Raw genomic sequence first — 17,516 nt, forward strand, 5'->3', positions numbered from 1 at the left:
TTCAGCGTTTGCGCGCTACGGCAGCGGAAAGACCCGCGCCTCCAGCCCCAGCGCGCGGATGCGCTCGGCGGCGGCTTCGGCCTGTGGCCCGGTGGTGAACGGGCCGGCGCGCACCCGGACGCGCGGGCCCTTGGCCATCGCCACCGTCTGCGTGAACGCGGGCAGGCCCGCCTCGATCAACCGGTCGTGGGCTTTCCGGGCGTTGGCGGGGTCGGCGAACAGACCCACGTTGATGGCAAAGCCAGCGGAAGACGGCGCGGCGGGCTGGGCTTCGGCAGCGGCAGCGGCAGCGATGGAGGTGGAGGTGGAGGCCAGGACGGGTGGCGGCGTCGGCGCCACCTGGGGCACGCGCCGCGCGGCGGGCGCTGGCGGTTCAAGCGGGGCTTCCATTTCCGGCCCCGCCACGGCCGCTGGCACAGGCTGGATCTTGGGCGCGGACGTGGAAACAGGCGCTGGCGCCAACGCCGGCCCGGGCACAGCGGCGGGCACGGCCGCCGTTGCCACCGGCGCCACAGGCGGGGGCGCTGGCGACGGCGTGTTGACCGACCCCACAGCCGGCACTACCGACCAGGCCACATAACCCCCCACCAGCGCCACCACCAGCACGCCATTGATCGCCACCAGCCCCCACAGCCGGCGCCGCGTGCTGGCCTGCCGCTCCAGCGCGGCACAGGCTTCGCGCACGGTGCGGGCCTCGCGCACGGCGCGCGTGATGCGGCGTCGGGTCTCGGCGTGCAGCCAGGCACTGCCATAGGCGCCCGGCATGGCGATGCTCAACACCAGCAGGGCGCCCAGCACGCCCCACTCCACCGCGGCGGGCCACTGCAGCCAACGCCGGCCCACGCCCAGGACCAGCAGCGACAGCCCTTCCGCGCAGGCCACGTACCCCAGCGCGGCGATCCAGAGCTGGCGGAACACCAGCCAGTTCAGCGTGAGAAAACCCGCGGCCCAGTTCCACGCCGGGCCGGCCCGCCCCGCCTCGTTGAAACGCGCGAACAGCGCGAGGTAGTGCGCCGTGTTCACCGGCCCGATGGCGGCGCGGTACAGCGCGGTCGTGGCGCTCTCCGGGGCGTTCGCGGCGGGCGGCGGGGTGGCGGGCATGCCGGATTCTGGCACGGTAACTGCGGGTTGATGCCAGCGCCACGCGGTGGCGAAACTCGCCACAATGCCCGCATGCCCCGACCCCACCACCGCGCCTTTTCCCCATGAGTCCCAGCCAGATCATCGTGCTGGCCACGCCGGTTTTCCTCGCGCTCATCGCCATCGAATTCGTGATCGGCCTGCGCCGCGGCCGCAACACCTACCGGCTCGACGACGCCATCAACAGCGTCTCGCTGGGCATGCTGAGCCAGGCCAGCGCGGTGTTCACGCCGCTGCTCAGGATCGGCGTCTACACCGCCGTGTACAGCAGCCTGGCGCTGGTGCCCGACGCCGGTTTCTGGACCACGCTGCCCGGCTGGCTGCTGGCCCTGCTGTTCTACGACTTCCTCTATTACTGGAACCACCGCCTGGGCCACACCGTGGGCATCTTCTGGGCCACGCACGTGGTGCACCACCAGAGCCAGGACTACAACCTCTCCACCGCCCTGCGCCAGCCCAGCAGCTACCCGCTGCTGGGCTGGGTGTTCTACCTGCCGATGGCGCTGGCCGGCGTGCCGCCACTGGTGTTCGTGGTGGTGGGGCTGGTCGATCTGCTCTACCAGTTCTGGATCCACACCGAACACGTGGGGCGCCTGGGCTGGTTCGACCGCGTGTTCGCCTCGCCCTCCAACCACCGCGTGCACCACGCCGTGAACGAGCGCTACCTGGACAAGAACTACGGCGGCATCCTGATCCTGTGGGACCGGTTGTTCGGCAGTTTTCAGGCAGAAGACCCGCGCGAACCCTGCGTCTACGGCACGCGCAGCCCGCTGGCCAGTTGGGACCCGCTGTGGGCCAACGCCGAGGTCTACTGGGCGCTGGGCCAGGATGCCTGGCGCACGCGCCGCTGGGCCGACAAGCTGCGCCTCTGGTTCAAACCACCGGGCTGGCGGCCGGCCGACGTGGCGGCGCACCACCCCAAGCCGGCGTTCGACATCACCGCCGTGACCCCCTACGCACCCCCCGTTGCCCGCCCGGTGGCGGTCTTCGCGGCCCTGCAGTTCGTGGCCTTGCTGGCTGGTGTGGCGGCGTTTCTCTGGCAGGCCGACACCGCCCCGCTGGCGCACAACATTGCCGGGTTCGCCGCGCTGCTGGCCGGGCTGTGGGCCGTGGGCGCACTGCTGCAAGGCCGCATCACCATGGGCGAGGTGCTGCTGATCGAATGCGCCGCCTTGTCCATGGCCAGCGCCACCATCGGCTGGCCCACGGTGCACCTGGTCTTCAAGCCCCTGAGCATGCTGGTGGCGCTGGGCCTGGTGCTGCGGGCCATGCGCGCGCCCTCAGCCCGCCTGCGGGGCGCCCCCTGGCTGCTGGCCGCGCTCGCCGCTTCGCTGGCGGGCGATGTGTTCCTGATGCTCGACGGCCTGTTCATTCCCGGGCTGGCGGCCTTCCTGCTCGCCCACATCGCCTACACCGTGCTGTTCCGCCAGGGTGTGCCCTGGCTGGCGAACCGCCAGGCGCTGGGCGCGGTGGCCGCCGTGGGGCTGGGCATGTATGCCGTGCTGTGGTTCGGCGGCCTGCCCACCGGGCTGCGCGGGCCCGTGGCGGCCTATGTGCTGGCCATCGGCCTGATGGCCGCGCAGGCCATGGGCCGCGCCAGTGTGCTGCGCGACGGCCCGTCGGTGATGGTGGCGGTGGGCGCCGCGTGTTTCATGGCGAGCGACGCGCTGCTGGCCCTCAACCGCTTCGTGAGCCCGCTGCCGATGTCGGCCTTCTGGGTGCTGGGCAGCTACTACGCCGCGCAGTGCCTGATGGTGATGGGCGTGCTGCGCGGCAGCGCCCCAGGGCTCACTCGCTGAACAGCGCGCCCTCGTTCGCTGGTGGCGCCACCCCCAGGTGGCGGTAGGCCGCCAGCGTGGCGATGCGCCCGCGCGGCGTGCGCTGCAGAAACCCCTGCTGGATCAGGTAAGGCTCGATCACGTCCTCGATGGTGTCGCGCTCTTCGCCGATGCTGGCCGCGATGTTGTCCAGCCCCACCGGCCCGCCGTCGAAGCGGTGGATCACGGCTTCGAGCAGCTTGCGGTCCATCAGGTCGAAGCCCTGCGGGTCCACGTCGAGCATGGCCAGCGCGCGGTTGGCGATGTCCAGCGTGATGGTGCCGCGGCCCTTCACGTCGGCGAAGTCGCGCACGCGGCGCAGCAGCCGGTTCGCGATGCGCGGCGTGCCGCGTGAGCGGCGCGCGATCTCGAAACCGCCCTCTTCGTCCATGGGCGCGTTCAGCAGGCCCGCGCTGCGCTTGACGATGCGCGCCAGCTCTTCGGCGGTGTAGAACTCCAGCCGCGCGACGATGCCGAAGCGGTCGCGCAGGGGGTTGGTCAACATGCCCGCGCGCGTGGTCGCGCCGACCAAAGTAAAGGGCTGCAGGTCCAGTTTGATGCTGCGCGCCGCCGGGCCTTCGCCGATCATGATGTCGATCTGGTAGTCCTCCAGCGCGGGGTACAGGATTTCCTCGACGACCGGGCTGAGCCGGTGGATTTCGTCGATGAACAGCACGTCGTTGGCTTCCAGATTGGTCAGCAGCGCGGCCAGATCGCGCGGTTTTTCCAGCACCGGGCCGCTGGTCTGGCGCAGGTTCACGCCCAGCTCCTGCGCAATGATGTGCGAGAGCGTGGTCTTGCCCAGGCCCGGCGGGCCGAACAGCAAGACGTGGTCCAGCGCCTCGCTGCGCTTCTTGGCCGCGCCGATGAAGATTTCGAGCTGTTCGCGCACCTTCACCTGGCCCACGTATTCGTCGAGCAGCTTGGGGCGCAGCGCGCGCTCGATCGCTTCCTCTTTGGGCGACGCGGGCGCGGCGGACACCACGCGGGGCGCGGGGGCGAAATCGTCGGTCTGGATGCTCATGGGGTGCTCACTTCGCCAGCGCTTTCAGCGCCAGTTTGATGCCGTCGCTCACGCCCACATCGGCCGGCAGGGCCTTGAGGGCGGCGGCGGCGTCTTTTTCGCTGTAACCCAGCGCCATCAGGGCCTGCTGGATGTCGCTCTGCACGTCGCTTTGCACCGGGCCCCCGCTGGCCAGGTTCAGGTCGGCGCCGAGCTTGCCTTTGAGTTCGAGCAGCAGGCGTTCGGCGGTCTTCTTGCCGATACCGGGCACCTTGACGATGCGTCCGCTGTCCTGCGCGCTGATGGCCTGGGACAGATCGGCCACGCTCATGCCCGACAACACCGACAGCGCCGTGCGCGGCCCCACGCCGCTGATCTTGATGAGCTGGCGGAAGGCCTCGCGTTCGGGCGCGCTGCCAAAGCCGTACAAGATCTGCGCATCCTCGCGCACCACGAAGTGCGTCAGCAGCGACACTTTTTCGCCCGCGCCCGGCAGGTTGTAGAAAGTGCTCATGGGCACGTCCACCTCGTAGCCCACGCCGTGGCAGTCGATCAGGATCTGCGGCGGATTCTTTTCCAGCAGGGTGCCGGTCAACTTGCCTATCATTGGGAACTTTCCTTTGTAAGTCGTTCGCCAGGCCGCCCCGGGAACGACCGCACCCCCTCGGGGGGCTATCAACTTCACGGATTATCGGTTTGATTCTCAGACACACCTTCTCCCCGCCCGACAACCTGCGCATGGGCCATTTGTGCGGACCGATGGACAGCCACATTCGCAGCATCGAGGCGGCGCTGCAGGTCAAGGTGGCGCACCGCTTCGAGCAGTTCCGCGTCGAGGGCCCCAAGGCCAAGGCCAGCCAGGCGATGGAGACACTGCAGGCGCTGTACGAGATGGCGAAGAAGCCGATCCCCGCCGAAACGGTGCAACTCATGCTCAGCGGCGACACCGCGCTACCGGCCACGGGCGACGACGCCCTGGCGATGCAGACGCGCCGTGGCGAGGTGCGCGGGCGCACGCCGGCCCAGGCGCGCTACCTGGAAAACATGGCCACGCACGACATCACCTTCGGCATCGGCCCAGCCGGCACCGGCAAGACCTACCTGGCCGTGGCCTGCGCGGTGGACGCGCTGGAGCGCAGCGCCGTGCAGCGCATCGTGCTCACGCGCCCGGCGGTGGAGGCCGGCGAAAAACTCGGTTTCCTGCCCGGCGACCTGGGCCAGAAGGTGGACCCGTACCTGCGCCCGCTGTACGACGCGCTGCACGACCTGATGGGTTTCGACAAGGTGCAGAAGGCCTTCGAGCGCCAGCAGATCGAGATCGCGCCGCTGGCCTTCATGCGCGGGCGCACGCTCAACCACGCCTTCGTGATCCTGGACGAAGCGCAGAACACCACGGTCGAGCAGATGAAGATGTTCCTCACCCGCATCGGTTTCGGCAGCAAGGCGGTGGTGACGGGCGACGTGAGCCAGATCGACCTGCCGCGCACCGAACTCAGCGGCCTGATCGACGCCGAGCGCGTGTTGAAACGCGTGCAGGGCATCGCCATCACGCGCCTGAGCAGCGCCGACGTGGTGCGCCACCCGCTGGTGGCTCGCATCGTGGACGCCTACGAAGCGCGCCACCCCAGCACCGACGTGGCCCCCGCCAAACGCGCGCGCCGCACGGCCGCCTGAACCCCTTTCCCGCCATGGCCCTGCCCTCCCTGAGCCTCTCCCTGCAATTCGGCGCGCTGCAAGACGCCGCCCCCCACCGCGCCGCGCTGCCCCGCCACAAGGTGATGCGCTGGATCCGCCACGCGCTCGACACCGACGCCGAGATCACGGTGCGCATCGTCGACGCCGAAGAAGGCCAGGCGCTCAACCGCGACTACCGGCACAAGGACTACGCCACCAACGTGCTCACCTTCGACTACGCCACCGAACCGGTGGTGATGGCCGACCTGGTGCTGTGCGCACCGGTGGTCGCGCGCGAGGCCGCCGACCTGGGCAAACCATTGGCCGAGCACTACGCGCACCTGCTGGTGCACGGCGCGTTGCACGCCCAGGGCTGGGACCACGAAACCGGCGAAGAGGACGCGCAGGCGATGGAAGCGCGCGAGACCCAGATCCTGGCCGGGCTCGGCGAGCCGGACCCGTACCGGCGCGACTGAACCGGCAGCGCCGGGCCGCCCCCAGAGCAAGTTGAGCCACCAAGAGACACCGCGGAACCGGCTTTGCCGGGCCGCAGGTGTCGCCCCCTTGAGGGGGTCGCGCGAAGCGCGGCAGGGGTGTTTCACCTACACAGGCTGCGCGCCCATCGCCTCGACTTCCATCAACAGCTCGCTCCGGCAGATGTCGGCCCGCAGGCACACCAGGGGCGCCGCGCCGATGCGCTGCTCCAGCACGGCCTGCACCACGGCCTGGTCCGCCGCGTGGCGGATGTACACCCGGTAGCTCAACGCAGGCAGGGTGAAAGCGCCGCCGCGCGCATGGCGGTTGGCCTCGGCGACCACGGCGGCGATGTTGTCCATCGCCTCCAGGCTCTGCGCCCGCACGTCGCCGAGGTGCACGCTGCGGTGGCCGACGATGCTGGCCGTGCCCGAGATGAACAGCAGCTCCTGCCCCGGCGGGTAGGCCAGCGCGGCGCGCGAAAACGTGGGGCTGCGCGGCCCGTAGTCGGCCGGGTAGTGGTAGGCGCTGACCTGGCGCGGGTTCTCGACCGGCACCACGGGCGTGGCGCCCGCCAGGAAGGCGATCGACAAGGGCCCGCCGGCCAGGCCGAGGGCGCAGGCGGCCGGCACCTGGCCCTCCACGCCGCGGGCGCTCTGCACGAACGCCTCGCCGCGCCCCAGGTTGAACAGCCGGTAGCGTTCGAGCTCGCCAGCCTGGCCGGTGATGTCGGCCATGTAGTTCCAGACCCGCCACAGATGCGGCAAGCCCTGTGCGTCGAGCAGGCGAAACAGGCTGGCATAGGCCTGCTCGCTGAGGGCTTGCAGGGCGTCCGGATCGGCCGGCGGTTCGTCGAGGTCGATCTGGCCGAACAGCACGTCGCCGCTGCGCCGCCAGTGGATGCCTTCGGTGTGGCCCTGCAGCGTGGGCGCATCCGCCACCCAGGTTTCGTGCAGCGCGCCCGGCCCGGCGCCCAGCAGCGGCGCCTCCAGGCGCTGCACCGGCCAGCCTGGCCGGCTGGCGGGCAAGGGCCGGCCCAGCAGGCTGGCGCCCAACACGCGGGCGCCGTCGCCGGTGAACGGGGAATCGGTGGAAATCAACTCAAGCGTCATGGGTTCACAGCGGGGAAGAAGTAGGTGGCGTCATGCGCAGCGGGATCGTCACCGGGCCATCGTTGACGAGGTGCACCCGCATGTCGGCGCCGAAGCGGCCGGTCTGCACAACGGGATGCGCCGCGCGGGCTCTCTGAACGAAGTCGTCGTAGAGCGCCTCACCCAGCGCCGGCGGCGCCGCGTTGCTGAAGCCGGGCCGGTTGCCGCCCGTCGTGTCGGCCGCCAGCGTGAACTGGCTGACGATGAGCAGGGCACCGCCCACGTCCTGCACGCTGCGGTTCATCTTGCCCTGCTCGTCGGAAAAAATGCGCAGCTTCAGGATCTTGGCCAGCAGCTTATCGCCCACGGCCCCGGTGTCACCGGGTTCGGCGCAGACCAGCACCAGCAGGCCCGGGCCGATCTCGCCCACCGTCTCGCCCGCGATCACCACGCGGGCCTCGCTCACGCGCTGCAGCAAAGCGATCAAATCAAGTCCCTTTCGTCTTCAAAATGCGCTTCCACGTCGCTGGGCAGCAGCTGGATGCTGGCGCGCAAGCCGGGCACCGCGCTCATCAGCGCCTGCTCCACGCTGCCCCGCACCGCGGCCGCGCGCCCGAGCGACCAGGCCGCGGGCATGTGCATGTGCAGATCCACGAAGCGGCGTTGCCCGGCCTTGCGGGTGCTCACGTGGTCGAAGCGGATGATGGCGGTTTCGCCGCGCTGACTCGCGAATCCGTCCAGCGTCTGCTGGATCGTGGCCATCACCTCGGGCTCCACCGCTTCGTCCATCAACCCCTGTGACGAACGCCAGAGCAGATGAAAACCTTCTTTCAGGATGTTCAACGCCACGCCGATGGCCACCACAGGGTCCAGCCAGAGCCAGCCCGTGAAATGCACCAGTGCGATGCCGATCACCACACCGGCCGAGGTCCAGACGTCGGTGATCAGGTGCTTCGCATCGGCTTCGAGCGCGATCGAACGGTGTTGCTTGGCCGCGCCGAACATCACCCAGGCCAGCAGACCATTGAGTGCCGAGCTGGCCACCGACAGCGCCAGACCCCAGCCCACCTGCTCGATGGGTTGTGGATCGAGCAAACGGTGCACCGCCGTCCAGACGATGCCCAGCGCGGCCACGATGATCAGGATGCCTTCGAAGCCGGAGGAGAAATACTCGGCCTTGTGGTGGCCGTAGGGGTGGTCTTCGTCGGCCGGTCGCGCGGCGATCGTCACCATCACCAGCCCGAAGACGGCGCTGGCCAGATTCACCAGCGACTCCATGGCGTCGGACAGCAGGCCCACCGAATCGGTGACCACCCAGGCCAGGGTCTTGAGGGTGATGGTGATCACGGCCACCGCCACGGAGGCCATCAACAGGCGCCGGGGCGTCAGAAATCGCATGATCATGGGCGGCACCACTTGTGAATCAGAAAAGTCCGGCCGGATCTCGGAGGTTCAGCGGCTGCGGCGTGAAGCGTGCTGCGCCCGGGCGGCCGGCCCAGCGGAGCGGCCCGCGCCGCGTCACAGCAGTCCGACGCGAGCGAACTTGCGTTTGCCCACCTGGACGACGTACGTCCCCACGTCGAGCTTGAGCCCCTTGTCACTGACGACCGCGCCGTCGATGCGCACGCCGCCGCCGTCGATCAGGCGGTTGCCCTCGCTGGACGATGCCGCCAGACCGGCCGCCTTCAACAGCGCACCAATGCCCATGGGCGCGCCCGACAGCGACACCTCGGGAATCTCGTCGGGCACACCGCCCTTGCTGCGGTTGATGAAGTCCTGCTCGGCCGCTTCGGCGGCCGCCGCGCTGTGGAACCGGGTGGTGATTTCCTTGGCCAGCATCACCTTGGCGTCCTTGGGGTTGCGCCCGCCGTCAATCTCCCGCTTCAGCGCCTCGATCTCGGCCAGCGTCCTGAAGGACAGCAGCGTGTACCAGCGCCACATCAGCGTGTCCGAGATGCTCAGCACCTTGGCAAACATGGTGTTGGCTTCTTCGGTGATGCCGATGTAGTTGTTCTTGGACTTGGACATCTTCTCGATGCCATCCAGACCTTCGAGCAGCGGCATGGTCAGGATGCACTGCGGCTCCTGACCGTACTCCTGCTGCAGATGCCGCCCCATGAGCAGGTTGAACTTCTGGTCGGTGCCACCGAGCTCCAGGTCGCTCTTGAGCGCCACCGAGTCGTAACCCTGCATCAGCGGGTACAGGAACTCGTGCACGCTGATCGGCGTGCCGGCCTTGAAACGGTCGTGGAAATCGTTGCGCTCCATCATGCGCGCCACGGTGTACTTGGCCGCGAGCTGGATCATGCCCATGGAGCCCAGCGGCAGGCTCCATTCGCTGTTGTAGCGGATCTCGGTCCTTGCCGGGTCCAGCACCAGACTGGCCTGCCGGTAGTAGGTTTCGGCGTTGGCCTTGATCTGCTCGGGGGTCAGCGGTGGGCGCGTGTTGTTGCGCCCCGATGGGTCGCCGATCAGGCTGGTGAAATCGCCGATCAGGAAGATCACCTGGTGGCCCAGGTCCTGGAGCTGGCGCATCTTGTTGAGCACCACCGTGTGGCCGATGTGGATGTCGGGCGCTGTCGGATCCAGCCCCAATTTGATGCGCAGCGGCACGCCGGTGGCCTCCGACCTCGCCAGCTTCTTTACCCAGTCGTCCTGCGGGATCAGCTCTTCGCAGCCGCGCAGCGTCACGGCCAGGGCCTCGCGCACGCCTTCTGTCGGTTCACCCGGCCCAAAGGCCTGTTTTTGAGAACTTTTACCGTCTTTTTGGGAGGTGTTCATACGGGTTTTTTCAGATGCTGCAGCCCTGGATCTGGCTATACTTTTGGTCGACAGAACCGTGGATTCTAGTTGGCATGATTCATGCCAACACAAAGTGTGTCCCTTGCCGTTGATCGGCCAGCGGGAACCACAATCCCCAACGCTGAATCTTTCCCCCATTTTTGTGCGCCGTTCACGCGGCGTGCCCGCTGGACCTGTATCTTGAAACCATCCACCTTGGACACGCTGAGCCTGACGGCGCGCACCGCACCGCAGCGTCTGGCCGCCAGTCTCGGTCGCCACCCGCGCCGCGTCATGGCCGGCATCGGCCTGCTGCTGCTGGGCACCGGCGTCACCGCATTCGGTCTCGCCCCGCTGGCCCCCGATGCCGCCACGCTGCCGGTGCATCAGGTGATCGAAGCCCTGGCCGCCGAGCCGCTGGCGCTGGAACTGCCCGCCGCTGCCGTCCCCTTCACCCTGTACCGCAGCGACACCGTGCGCCGGGACGACACCGCCCAAAGCCTGTTGCAACGCCTGGGCGTGCTGGATGCGGCCGCATCCGAATTCCTGCGCAACGATCCCACCGCGCGCCAGCTCTTTGGCGGGCGCACCGGCAAACTGGTGACCGTCGAGACCAGCGACCGCCAGGAACTGTTGCGCCTGAGCGCGCGCTGGTTACCCGACGAAGGACAGGTGTTCCACCGCCTGGTGGTCGAGCCTGGCGTCGATGGCCTGTCCGCCCGGGTGGAAACCGGCGCGCTGGTCGCCAGCAACAAGCTCGCCGGTGGCGTCATCCACAGTTCGCTGTTTGCCGCCACCGATGAAGCCGGCCTGCCCGACAACGTCGCCGCGCAACTGGCCGAGATCTTTGCCTCCGACATCGATTTCCGGCGCGATCTGCGCCAGGGCGACCGCTTCAGCGTCGTCTACGAAAGCCTCGAGGCCGACGGCGAAAGCCTGCGCGCGGGCCGGATTCTCAGCGCGGTGTTCGTCAACAAGGATCGCGCGCACGAAGCGGTGTGGTTTGAAGCCCCTGGTCAGAAGGGGGCCTACTACGGCTTCGATGGCCAGAGCTCACGCAAGGCCTTCCTGGGCTCGCCACTGGAGTTCACCCGGGTCAGCAGCGGCTACGGCATGCGCTTTCACCCCCTCTCCGGCAAACAGAAAGCCCACCTTGGTGTGGACTACGCCGCGCCCACCGGCACACCGGTTCGCACCGTCAGCGACGGCGTGGTCAGTTTCGCGGGATGGCAGCGCGGCTATGGCAACGTGATCGAAATCAACCACCGGGACAACAAGTCCACCCTGTACGCGCACCTGAGCCGCATCGACGTCCGGCGCGGCCAGCCCGTCGAACAGGGCGAGCGCGTGGGCGCTGTGGGCACCACCGGCGCCTCTACCGGGCCGCACCTGCATTTTGAATTCCGCGACCGCGGCGTGCACCAGGACCCGCTGGAGATCGCGCGCCGCAGCGAGAACATCCCACTGAACCCCGCATTGCGTTCGCGCTTCGATGCGGTGGCGCAGGTTCAGCGCATGCATCTGGATGCGGCCACCACCATTGAGCAGGCCAGCGCCGAATAGGGTTCGGTTCGATCAGAACAACAAAAAGGGGAGCCGATGGCTCCCCTTTTTTCATGACGTGAAGCCCCGCGTCAGACGCTGAAGCTCGATCCACACCCGCAGGTGCTGTTGGCGTTGGGGTTCTTGATCACGAACTGGGCACCCTCCAAGTCTTCCTTGTAGTCGATCTCGGCGCCGACCAGGTACTGGTAGCTCATCGCGTCGATCAGCAGCGACACGCCATTCTTCGTCATGGTGGTGTCGTCATCGTTGACCACTTCGTCAAACGTGAAGCCGTACTGGAAGCCCGAGCACCCGCCGCCTTGCACGAACACGCGCAGCTTCAGGTCGGGATTGCCTTCTTCGGCAACCAACTCGGCCACCTTGGCCGCGGCGCTGTCCGTGAAGACCAGCGGTGCGGGCATTTCGGTCTGGATGTTGTCGGCCACTGCGCTCATGGTTCACCTCGTATCGTGGTTGTGGCGGGGTGGGCCCGCACGCGGAAAATGCTGGTGTGAATGTCGCCCATTCACCGGAAACTGAATGCTATAGCAAATCGCTCGGGAATGTGCTCAGCCGTTGTTTGCCGCCAGCTTCAGTGGGGGTTTCTCTTCGAGCCCGCCGGCCATGGGTTTGAGCTGGCCGGAGATGGTGGCGCCTTGGTGCATCTCCAGCGACTTGTACGACACGTCCCCTTCGATGCGCGCCTTGGGCTGGAGCTCCAGCAGATCGTAGGCAAACACGGGGCCCTTGACGGCACCGTTGATGATGACGTGGTCCGCATGGATCTGCCCGGTGGCACTGGCCGTTTCGCTGACCACCAGGATGCTGGGCTGCGCGTCGCTGGCTCGGATGTCCCCCACCACCTCACCATCGACCCGCAGGCCATCGTGGAACAGGACGTTGCCTTCGATGCGGGTGCCATGCGCGATCAGGCTTTTGATGGGTGGCTGCTTCTTTTTGCCAAACATGGGGAAATGCTCCAGACGACTAATGGTTATTCAAAGTTCAAAGCTTGAGGGTTTGCACCGACTTGACCGCGCCACCCTGCAGGATTTTGGCGGTCACGGTTTTTACCACGGCCTGAACGGGTACATCCACCAGTCCCTCCTGCCGCAGATAGCTCTGGATCAGCACCGGCTGGGGCTCCGGCGCCTGGGTCGTGGCCCAGGGCTTGCCATCGAGCGTGCCGGCGAAGGTGATTTCCAGCGTGCCCCGGAAGTCCGGGGCGTTTTTCATGGCCTGGATCATGAGCGCCTGCCATTTGAGTTGTCCTTGGGTCACGCGCTCCACCTGCAGGCCACGGATGCTCAGGGCATTCGTGCCCGAACCCGGAATGAGGCGCTCAAAAAACCCCAGGTCGCTGCGCAACACCTGGTTGTCGGTTTCGAGCTGGCGTATCTGTAACATGAGCTGCGCCTGGGCGGCCTTTTCGGCCGTGAGCAGGCTCTCGGACGTGTTGGACACGGACTGCGCCTTGCCCAGTTCGGCGCGAAGCACCTGCACTTCGGCGCGCAGCTGCTGCAACTCCTGCTTGGCGTTGCGGTCCAGGCCGGCAATGTCCTTGCCGAACTCGAAGGCCCACAGCGCCAACGCACCGGAAAAGCCCAGAACCACGGCCCCCAGGAGCCAGCGAAACGGCCACGGCAGGGCACTGCGCACCGAAACCCGGGGTGCGCTCACCGTCAACCTTCGGCGCAACAGGCGAAACCGCATTCACTCACCCTCCAACGATTCAGACGCCCACATGGGACCCTCAGAAGCAAAAAACCGCCCCAAGACGAACTTGCGGGCGGCTTTCGCGGCAGGAGCCAGGCGCGTTAGCGCTTGCTGAACTGCTTGGCGCGGCGTGCGGAACGCAGACCGACCTTCTTGCGCTCGACTTCACGGGCATCGCGCGTGACGAAACCGGCTTGGGACAGTTCCGGCTTGAGCGTTGCGTCGTAATCGATCAGGGCGCGGGTGATGCCGTGACGCACCGCACCGGCCTGGCCGGATTCACCACCACCGTGCACGTTGACCATCACGTCGAAGGTTTCGGCGTGGTTGGTCAGCAGCAGCGGCTGCTTGGCGATCATGATGGAGGTCTCGCGGCCGAAGTAGGACTGGATGTCCTTGCCGTTGACCACGATCTGGCCGGAGCCTTTTTTCAGAAACACACGGGCGACGCTGGATTTGCGACGGCCGGTGCCATTGTTCCATTCACCAATCATCTCAAGGCTCCTTTAGAGTTCCAGCACTTGCGGCTGTTGGGCGGTGTGCGGGTGCTCAGCACCGCCGTACACCTTGAGCTTCTTGATCATGGCGTAGCCGAGCGGGCCCTTGGGCAGCATGCCCTTGACGGCCTTCTCGAGCGCGCGGCCGGGGTGCTTGGCCTGCATGTCGCGGAAGTTGGTGGCGTAGATACCGCCCGGGTAACCGGAGTGGCGGTAGTAAATCTTGTCGAGGGACTTGGTGCCCGTGACGCGGATCTTGGACGCGTTGATGATGACGATGAAGTCACCGGTATCGACGTGAGGCGTGTAAATGGCCTTGTGTTTGCCGCGCAAACGGAGAGCCACTTCACTGGCAACTCGTCCGAGGACCTTGTCGGTCGCGTCAATCACAAACCACTCGTGCGTCACGTCAGCGGGTTTGGCGCTGAACGTTTTGGTCATGAGTTTCTCTTCAAAGAAGTGGTTTGGCGGCTCTTTTCCACGGTCGGTTGTTCTCTGTCGGAACACTCTTAGGTGGGGTTTTGCGCCCCGGTTGCCCGGTGCGCGGTCTTCGTCGCGGAGCCATGCATTTCGCTGCGAAGCCCTCGATTGTACGAAACAACGGCTGTCGCTGGCAAGCGGGGCGGCAAGTTTTGTCTCTCACCAGGGTCGGGGGCGCTACCATCGGTGCATGTTCAGTTACCGACACGCCTTCCACGCCGGCAACCACGCCGACGTGCTCAAGCACACCACCCTGATCGCCACGCTGCGCCATCTGATGCAGAAAGAGGCCGGCATCACGCTGATCGACACCCACGCGGGCGCCGGGCTGTACCGGCTGGACGGCGACTACACCGAAACCGGGGGCGAGGCCAAGGACGGCGTGGTCAAGCTGATGGCGGCGCTGCGCCCGGCCGGCGCCGAGCCTGTGGCCGCCGCACCGGCGCTGGACGACTACCTGGACCTGATCGCCAGCTTCAACCCTTCGGGCCTGTTGCGTGTCTACCCGGGTTCGCCCTTCGTCATGCATTCCCTGCTGCGCACCGAGTCGCGCGACCGGCTCAAGTTGTTCGAGCTGCACCCCACCGATAGCCGGACCCTGTCGGCCAACATCGGCCAGCTCGAAGCCGGCCGCCAGATCGCGGTGGCCTTGCAGGACGGATTCGAGGGCGTCAAACCGCTGCTGCCACCGCCCCCGTCGGCCACCGGCTCCAAGCGGGCCCTGGTGCTGATCGACCCCAGCTACGAGATCAAGAGCGACTACGGCAAAGTGAGCGCCTGCATACAGGAGCTCATCCGCCGCTTCCCGACCGGCACCTACCTGGTTTGGTACCCGATCATTCCGCGCCCGGAGGCGCACGACCTGCCACGCCGCCTCAAGACCCTGGCCAACCAGGCGCAACGGCCCTGGCTGCACGCCACGCTGGCGATCGGGCAGGACCCGACGCACGGCCCGGACGACCGCCCCGGCCTGACCGCCAGCGGCATGTTCGTCATCAACCCACCGCACACGCTCAAGGCCGCGCTGCAGGCGGCCCTGCCGCAACTGCTGGCCATTCTGGGGCGCGGTCGGGGCAAGTCCCAGTCGCTGGACACCGGCGGCTGAGCCGTGCCGGCGCTTCAAGGACGCGCCAGCACCATCGTCCAGTAGCGGCCATAGGTGCTGCCGCTGCGCTGCACGCAGGCCACGCCCACGTGCACGTACCCCGTACGCATGAGGTTGCTGCAATGGCCGGGGCTGTCCAGCCAGCCCGACATCACGGCCGAAACGGATGACGGACCAGCGGCGATGTTCTCCCCCACCGAGGTCCAGGCGTATCCCTCGGCCAGCACGCGCTGGTCGACGTTGCGGCCATCACGCCCGGTGTGCGAGAAATAGTTGTGCCCCGCCATATCGGTCGAGTGGCGGGCCGCCGCTGAGAACAGGCGCGCGTCCCAGGCCAGCGGCGACACCGCCGGCATGGCCGTCGGGCCACAGCTGCGCGCACGGGCCCTGGCCGCGTTGATCTGCTGGAGCAGGGTCGCCTGGAAGTCGGGCAGGCCGCAGCTGGTGCTGGCGTCCAGGGGCACCCAACCGCTGGCGGCCTGATCGGGCGCAGGGGCGTCGGACCCATCGCCGCCGCCACAGGCGATCAACAGCGCCACCCCCAAGGCCCCCGCACCCAGCCAGGCCGGCACACGCCACGCCACCGGGCCGGGAAACACAAGGGAAGAGGTCATGAGGCGCGACTCTAGGGGCAAATGCCGCCCGTCGGGTAAGTGAATGTGTCGCCTCGCGGCACCCTCGGTAAAACCCTGATGCCGCTCCCCATAATTAACCAACCGATCGGTCGGTTAATTATCTATACTGCCGTCCTACCCGTGTCGCACCCACCGACCGGAGCAGGAGAAGCCCATGTACACCCAGTCTTTTTCGGTCGCGGACAGCGAGGCCAAGCCGGGCCCGAAGTCGGTGGCGCCACCGCCAGGCGCCGAAGAGGCGGCGCTGCAAACCCACTTCGATGCCGTGATCGACGCCGACGGCAAGATCGAGCCGCGCGACTGGATGCCCGAGGCCTACCGCAAGACCCTGGTGCGCCAGATCAGCCAGCACGCGCACAGCGAAATCGTGGGCATGCTGCCCGAGGGCAACTGGATCAGCCGCGCGCCCAGCCTCAAGCGCAAAGCCATCCTGATCGCCAAGGTGCAGGACGAGGGTGGCCACGGCCTGTACCTGTACAGCGCCGCCGAGACGCTCGGCACCAGCCGCGACCAGATGCTGGACGCGCTGCACGCTGGCCGGGCCAAGTACAGCTCGATCTTCAACTACCCCACGCTGAACTGGGCCGACGTGGGCGTGATCGGCTGGCTGGTGGACGGCGCGGCGATCATGAACCAGATCCCGCTGTGCCGCTGCAGCTACGGCCCCTACGCCCGCGCCATGATCCGCGTCTGCAAGGAAGAGAGCTTCCACCAGCGCCAGGGCTACGAGGCCCTGCTGGTGATGATGCAGGGCACGGCCGAGCAGAAGGCCATGGTGCAGGACGCGGTGAACCGCTATTGGTGGAAATGCCTGGCCATGTTCGGCCCGCCCGACGCCGACAGCCCCAACAGCGTGCAGGGCATGCGCTGGGGCATCAAGCGCATCAGCAACGACGACCTGCGTCAGAAGTTCATCGACGCGACCGTGCCGCAGGCCGAGGTGCTGGGCGTGACCCTGCCCGACCCCGACCTGAAATGGAACGAAGCGCGTGGCCATTGGGACCACGGCCCCATCGACTGGGACGAATTCTGGGCGGTGGTCAACGGCCACGGCCCCTGCAACAAGGAACGCCTGGCAACCCGCGTGAAGGCCCACGAACAAGGCCAGTGGGTGCGCGACGCCGCGATGGCGCACGCCGCCAGACAACAAGCCCGCAACCTGAAGGAGGCCGCATGAACAAAAGCCCTCACCCCAACCCTCTCCCCAAGGGAGAGGGAGCGCCCACATCGACACCCGCGCTCAAGGAATGGCCGCTCTGGGAAGTGTTCGTCCGCAGCAAGCAGGGCCTGGAGCACAAGCACTGCGGCAGCCTGCACGCCAGCGACGCACAACACGCGCTGCAGATGGCGCGCGATGTGTACACGCGTCGGCAGGAAGGCGTGAGCATCTGGGTGCTGCCGTCCAACGCCATCACCGCCAGCGAGCCCGACAGCAAGGACAGCTTCTTCGACCCGGCGGCCGACAAGATCTACCGCCATCCGACCTTTTACGAGATCCCTGAAAAAGTGGGGCACATGTGATGGCCGCGACCGACCCGAGCGCCGCGCAGGACCGCTC

Annotated in this window: 20 protein-coding genes; 7 read left to right on the forward strand and 13 right to left on the reverse strand. The window is 67.4% G+C overall.

From position 1 onward, the window contains the following. Positions 1–15: 15 nt before the first annotated feature. A complete protein-coding gene (locus KIH07_RS00170) occupies positions 16–1,101 on the reverse strand; it encodes an SPOR domain-containing protein (protein WP_226490043.1) in 1,086 nt (361 codons plus the stop codon). A 104-nt stretch (positions 1,102–1,205) separates the two neighbouring features. On the opposite strand from KIH07_RS00170, the gene KIH07_RS00175 reads away from it, so the two are divergent. Further along, on the forward strand, positions 1,206–2,939 hold the full coding sequence (locus KIH07_RS00175) for a lysoplasmalogenase family protein (RefSeq protein WP_226490044.1): 1,734 nt from the start codon (positions 1,206–1,208) through the stop codon (positions 2,937–2,939). On the opposite strand, the gene ruvB is transcribed toward KIH07_RS00175, so the two are convergent. Then, positions 2,929–3,981 carry a Holliday junction branch migration DNA helicase RuvB gene (gene ruvB / locus KIH07_RS00180; protein WP_226490045.1) on the reverse strand — a complete coding sequence of 351 codons (1,053 nt, stop codon included), beginning with the start codon at positions 3,979–3,981 and terminating at the stop codon, positions 2,929–2,931. The two genes, KIH07_RS00175 and ruvB, sit on opposite strands and share 11 nt — an antisense overlap. Before the next feature lie 7 nt (positions 3,982–3,988). After that, complete coding sequence (gene ruvA, locus KIH07_RS00185; protein WP_226490046.1) at positions 3,989–4,567, reverse strand: Holliday junction branch migration protein RuvA; 579 nt, start codon at positions 4,565–4,567, stop codon at positions 3,989–3,991. 89 nt (positions 4,568–4,656) lie between these two features. On the opposite strand from ruvA, the gene KIH07_RS00190 reads away from it, so the two are divergent. Together KIH07_RS00190 and ybeY are read left to right on the forward strand one after the other, a co-directional pair. After that, positions 4,657–5,634 carry a PhoH family protein gene (locus tag KIH07_RS00190; RefSeq protein ID WP_226490047.1) on the forward strand — a complete coding sequence of 326 codons (978 nt, stop codon included), beginning with the start codon at positions 4,657–4,659 and terminating at the stop codon, positions 5,632–5,634. Positions 5,635–5,648: 14 nt separating this feature from the next. After that, the gene (ybeY, locus tag KIH07_RS00195; RefSeq protein WP_226490048.1) at positions 5,649–6,110 is read left to right on the forward strand and encodes an rRNA maturation RNase YbeY; all 462 of its coding nucleotides are present in this window, start codon (positions 5,649–5,651) and stop codon (positions 6,108–6,110) included. Between the two features lie 126 nt (positions 6,111–6,236). Here the strand turns inward: ybeY and KIH07_RS00200 are convergent, their stop codons facing one another. The 4 genes from KIH07_RS00200 to tyrS form a co-directional block, all read right to left on the reverse strand. Next, the gene (locus KIH07_RS00200) at positions 6,237–7,220 is read right to left on the reverse strand and encodes a hypothetical protein (RefSeq protein WP_226490049.1); all 984 of its coding nucleotides are present in this window, start codon (positions 7,218–7,220) and stop codon (positions 6,237–6,239) included. A 4-nt stretch (positions 7,221–7,224) separates the two neighbouring features. Beyond that, positions 7,225–7,686: a D-aminoacyl-tRNA deacylase gene (dtd, locus tag KIH07_RS00205; RefSeq protein WP_226490050.1), complete on the reverse strand. Its 462-nt coding sequence runs from the start codon at positions 7,684–7,686 to the stop codon at positions 7,225–7,227. Then, a complete protein-coding gene (locus KIH07_RS00210) occupies positions 7,683–8,603 on the reverse strand; it encodes a cation diffusion facilitator family transporter (RefSeq protein WP_226490051.1) in 921 nt (306 codons plus the stop codon). Before KIH07_RS00210 ends, dtd begins: the two co-directional genes overlap by 4 nt. 114 nt (positions 8,604–8,717) lie before the next feature. Then, positions 8,718–9,980 (reverse strand): tyrosine--tRNA ligase, encoded by a 1,263-nt coding sequence (tyrS, locus tag KIH07_RS00215; protein ID WP_226490052.1) that lies wholly within the window; start codon positions 9,978–9,980, stop codon positions 8,718–8,720. Between the two features lie 201 nt (positions 9,981–10,181). Here tyrS and KIH07_RS00220 point away from each other — a divergent pair, with 201 nt between their 5' ends. After that, complete coding sequence (locus KIH07_RS00220; protein WP_226490053.1) at positions 10,182–11,543, forward strand: M23 family metallopeptidase; 1,362 nt, start codon at positions 10,182–10,184, stop codon at positions 11,541–11,543. A gap of 71 nt (positions 11,544–11,614) precedes the next feature. Here the strand turns inward: KIH07_RS00220 and erpA are convergent, their stop codons facing one another. The 5 genes from erpA to rplM all read right to left on the reverse strand — a co-directional run bounded on the left by erpA (position 11,615) and on the right by rplM (position 14,179). Continuing rightward, complete coding sequence (erpA, locus tag KIH07_RS00225) at positions 11,615–11,980, reverse strand: iron-sulfur cluster insertion protein ErpA (protein ID WP_226490054.1); 366 nt, start codon at positions 11,978–11,980, stop codon at positions 11,615–11,617. Between the two features lie 114 nt (positions 11,981–12,094). Beyond that, positions 12,095–12,493: a bactofilin family protein gene (locus KIH07_RS00230; RefSeq protein ID WP_226490055.1), complete on the reverse strand. Its 399-nt coding sequence runs from the start codon at positions 12,491–12,493 to the stop codon at positions 12,095–12,097. A gap of 37 nt (positions 12,494–12,530) precedes the next feature. Continuing rightward, on the reverse strand, positions 12,531–13,238 hold the full coding sequence (locus KIH07_RS00235; protein ID WP_226490056.1) for a DUF6776 family protein: 708 nt from the start codon (positions 13,236–13,238) through the stop codon (positions 12,531–12,533). 104 nt (positions 13,239–13,342) lie between these two features. Beyond that, the gene (rpsI, locus tag KIH07_RS00240; protein ID WP_226490057.1) at positions 13,343–13,735 is read right to left on the reverse strand and encodes a 30S ribosomal protein S9; all 393 of its coding nucleotides are present in this window, start codon (positions 13,733–13,735) and stop codon (positions 13,343–13,345) included. 12 nt (positions 13,736–13,747) lie between these two features. Further along, the gene (gene rplM / locus KIH07_RS00245) at positions 13,748–14,179 is read right to left on the reverse strand and encodes a 50S ribosomal protein L13 (RefSeq protein WP_068171060.1); all 432 of its coding nucleotides are present in this window, start codon (positions 14,177–14,179) and stop codon (positions 13,748–13,750) included. A 229-nt stretch (positions 14,180–14,408) separates the two neighbouring features. Between rplM and KIH07_RS00250 the strand changes: the two genes are divergently transcribed. Next, a complete protein-coding gene (locus tag KIH07_RS00250; RefSeq protein WP_068171056.1) occupies positions 14,409–15,323 on the forward strand; it encodes a 23S rRNA (adenine(2030)-N(6))-methyltransferase RlmJ in 915 nt (304 codons plus the stop codon). Positions 15,324–15,337: 14 nt separating this feature from the next. On the opposite strand, the gene KIH07_RS00255 is transcribed toward KIH07_RS00250, so the two are convergent. Continuing rightward, a complete protein-coding gene (locus KIH07_RS00255; protein WP_226490058.1) occupies positions 15,338–15,937 on the reverse strand; it encodes a CAP domain-containing protein in 600 nt (199 codons plus the stop codon). A 175-nt stretch (positions 15,938–16,112) separates the two neighbouring features. Here KIH07_RS00255 and paaA point away from each other — a divergent pair, with 175 nt between their 5' ends. Beyond that, positions 16,113–17,135 carry a 1,2-phenylacetyl-CoA epoxidase subunit PaaA gene (gene paaA, locus KIH07_RS00260; protein WP_226490059.1) on the forward strand — a complete coding sequence of 341 codons (1,023 nt, stop codon included), beginning with the start codon at positions 16,113–16,115 and terminating at the stop codon, positions 17,133–17,135. After that, on the forward strand, positions 17,132–17,479 hold the full coding sequence (paaB, locus tag KIH07_RS00265; RefSeq protein ID WP_226490060.1) for a 1,2-phenylacetyl-CoA epoxidase subunit PaaB: 348 nt from the start codon (positions 17,132–17,134) through the stop codon (positions 17,477–17,479). The genes paaA and paaB overlap by 4 nt, the downstream gene beginning before the upstream one ends. The last annotated feature ends 37 nt before the right edge of the window (positions 17,480–17,516 follow it).

It is taken from the genome of Hydrogenophaga taeniospiralis (genome assembly GCF_020510445.1).
Taxonomy (GTDB): Bacteria; Pseudomonadota; Gammaproteobacteria; order Burkholderiales; family Burkholderiaceae_C; genus Hydrogenophaga.